This window comes from Methylobacterium sp. NPDC080182 (assembly GCF_050281105.1).
Taxonomy (GTDB): Bacteria; Pseudomonadota; Alphaproteobacteria; order Rhizobiales; family Beijerinckiaceae; genus Methylobacterium.
On record NZ_JBNNWO010000060.1, the window covers coordinates 1 to 2,543 of the forward strand.

The 2,543-nt window shown below is 65.1% G+C and carries 2 protein-coding genes; one reads left to right on the plus strand and one right to left on the minus strand.

What is annotated here, in order from left to right; all coding sequences use genetic code 11:
* Nucleotides 1–216: 216 nt before the first annotated feature.
* Nucleotides 217–840, minus strand: coding sequence for an FMN-binding negative transcriptional regulator (locus tag ACQKQD_RS34085; protein WP_427510999.1), 624 nt, complete (start codon nt 838–840; stop codon nt 217–219).
* Between the two features lie 88 nt (nt 841–928).
* Between ACQKQD_RS34085 and ACQKQD_RS34090 the strand changes: the two genes are divergently transcribed.
* Nucleotides 929–2,356 carry a PLP-dependent aminotransferase family protein gene (locus tag ACQKQD_RS34090; RefSeq protein WP_427511000.1) on the plus strand — a complete coding sequence of 476 codons (1,428 nt, stop codon included), beginning with the start codon at nt 929–931 and terminating at the stop codon, nt 2,354–2,356.
* Nucleotides 2,357–2,543: the final 187 nt, after the last annotated feature.

Genomic DNA, 2,543 nt, shown 5'->3' on the forward strand with positions numbered 1-2,543 from the left:
GATGCGTGGCGGCGCCTCATCGACCAGCCCTGGCGCATCATGTCCATCGGACTGCGCGCTTGGGCTCATAGGTTCTGATCAATGAGAGTTGGTATAAGTTGTTGGCGAAGGTCACACGCGGGTCGGCACCGAAGCGCGCGGCATCGTCGGCCGAGATAGTCTGCTCGGTCATAGGGATGAGCACTCGATCTATCTCGGGAGCAGTCCCAGGCGGTATCATGCCCGGACGAGCGTTGCGGCCTCGCGCTCGGAGGCTCGCTCGCTCTCGGCAAGGCCGGCGATCACGCCGGCACGATCGGCCTCACTCCGGTTCTGGCTCATCTTGCGCTTGCCCTCCAAGCGGGCGATCGGCATGCGCAGCCCGACAATTCCTCGTAGCTGAGCGGCGATGAAGTCGGCCGGTGCCTCGTCCACCGTCCAAGGCACCGTGCGCGGCTGTTCGTGAAGGCTGGTCAGCCGCGTCACGGCTGCGAGCAGGCGCTCTGTATCTTCGAAGAACTCGACGGCCCCATGCGCGTGGACCGCGACGTAGTTCCAGGTCGGCACGACCCTCCCCGTTTCCTGTTTGGTCGCGTACCAAGCCGGCGTCACGTAGGCGTCCGGTCCCATAAATACGGCCAAGCCCTCCCCGAGCGGCGGCACGCGCCACTGTGGGTTGGCCTTGGCGAGGTGGCCGTAGATCGTGCCGTACTCGCCTTCGGTCTCATCGATGAAGAGAGGCAGCGGCGTCACAAGCGGCCCGTCCACTGTGGCCGTGACGAAGTTCGCGAGCCGCGCTGCACGCATGGTCGCGAGTAGGCCCGATCGATCCTCATCCCGAAAGGCGGGCGGCGTATACATCGCGTAGCTCCTTGTCTCGCTGGTAGGAATGCCGCCAATCTGGTTCTCGTGGAACGACCAGTTTTGCGAGATTGTCGTGGGCCAGTTGATGGATGATGGCATCGCTCGCCGCATCGTTGCAGCGATCAAAGAGCGGATTCACGCCGGGGCCTATCAGCCCGGTGACAGGCTCCCGTCCACACGCGCCTTCGCGACGGAATGGGGCGCGTCGCGCACCACCGTGACGGCAGCCTACGGTCAGCTCATCGCAGAGGGCTATCTCATCACCCGGCCTGGTGCGCGGGCGATCGTCGCCGAAGGCCTGATCGTGCCGGGAGCACCCGTAAGTCGTGGCGAGATATCGACGCGTCGGATGGCTGCCTTCGCACGCCGTCTGCTCGCACTGCCTACGCCCGTTGCAGTGGACGCGCCTCCGATCGCCGACTTCCGATACGGTGATCTCTCGGCTTCCGACTTCCCAATCCTGGCGTGGCGCCGTGCCTTGAACACTGCCACGCTGGGGCGGGGGACGCGATTGCGCTACGACGACCCCCAGGGCTCGCCCGCGCTACGAACCGCGCTGCAGGGCTATCTCTGGCGCGCCCGCGGCATTCGCTGCACGCCAGACGACGTCGTGATCGTCAACGGGTCGCAGCAGGGGCTCGACCTCTGCGCGCGGCTCCTGCTCGATCCAGGTGACCACTTCGTCATCGAGAACCCCGGTTACGTCCTCGCGCGCCATGCCTTCCTGGCGGCGGGGGGGATCGCCGTTCCCGTCGCTGTCGATGGCGAGGGAATCAAGACAGACAACTTGCCAGCGGCACACTTGGCGTACATCACGCCCTCACACCAATATCCGCTGGGCGGGGTGTTGTCGGCGGCGCGACGGCGCGTGCTGGTGGACTGGGCTAACCGCACTGGAGCCTGCGTCGTCGAGGACGACTACGACGGGGAGTACCGGCACGATGTCGCGCCGATCCCACCCTTGCAGACGCTCGACCCCGAGGCAGTGATCTATGTGGGCACGATCTCCAAGACGCTTTCGCCGACGCTGCGGCTTGGATACTTGGTCGTACCCGCGAGCCTGCGCAAAGCTTTCGTCGAGGCGAAGCGGCTGACGGACCGCCATTCCCCGCTGCCCGAACAGGAAGGGCTCTCAACTCTGATTGAGAGCGGGGCCTACGAGCGTCATGTGCGCAGCGTTCGACGCCGGAATGCCGAGCGCCGGACTGCTTTGCTCGAAGCGCTCGCGAACGCGTTCGGCTCCGAGATTGCGGTAGCGGGCGAGGAGACCGGCCTGCACGTGGTGGCTTGGTTCCACGAGATTGCGGCCGAGCTCGAAAGCACCTTGGCGAGCACAGCACGCGTTGCTGGGATTGGCCTCTATCCGGTCTCGCCGCTGTACGACCCCGCAGGACCACAGCCGACCGTCGCGGGGTTCGTCTTCGGCTATGCAGCTCTTGAGGCCACGGAATTACGGCGTGGAGTTGCCGTCTTGGCAGACGTCGTTGCGAAGTTCCGCGGCGGAGTACCCTGAGTACGGTTGAAAGATAGGTTAAACAAGTGCTTGCCGAGCCCCGGCTATACCATGATAGGCGACGTTATCACAGGGCAGAAGCAGCGGATTATGGCGCAGACCGTTCCGTGGCCCGCGGCGCCCGCCGGAAGGGGTCATCGCAGCGGATGCTCAAAAACGTGCGCCAAGGGTCGATGCCTATGCAGGT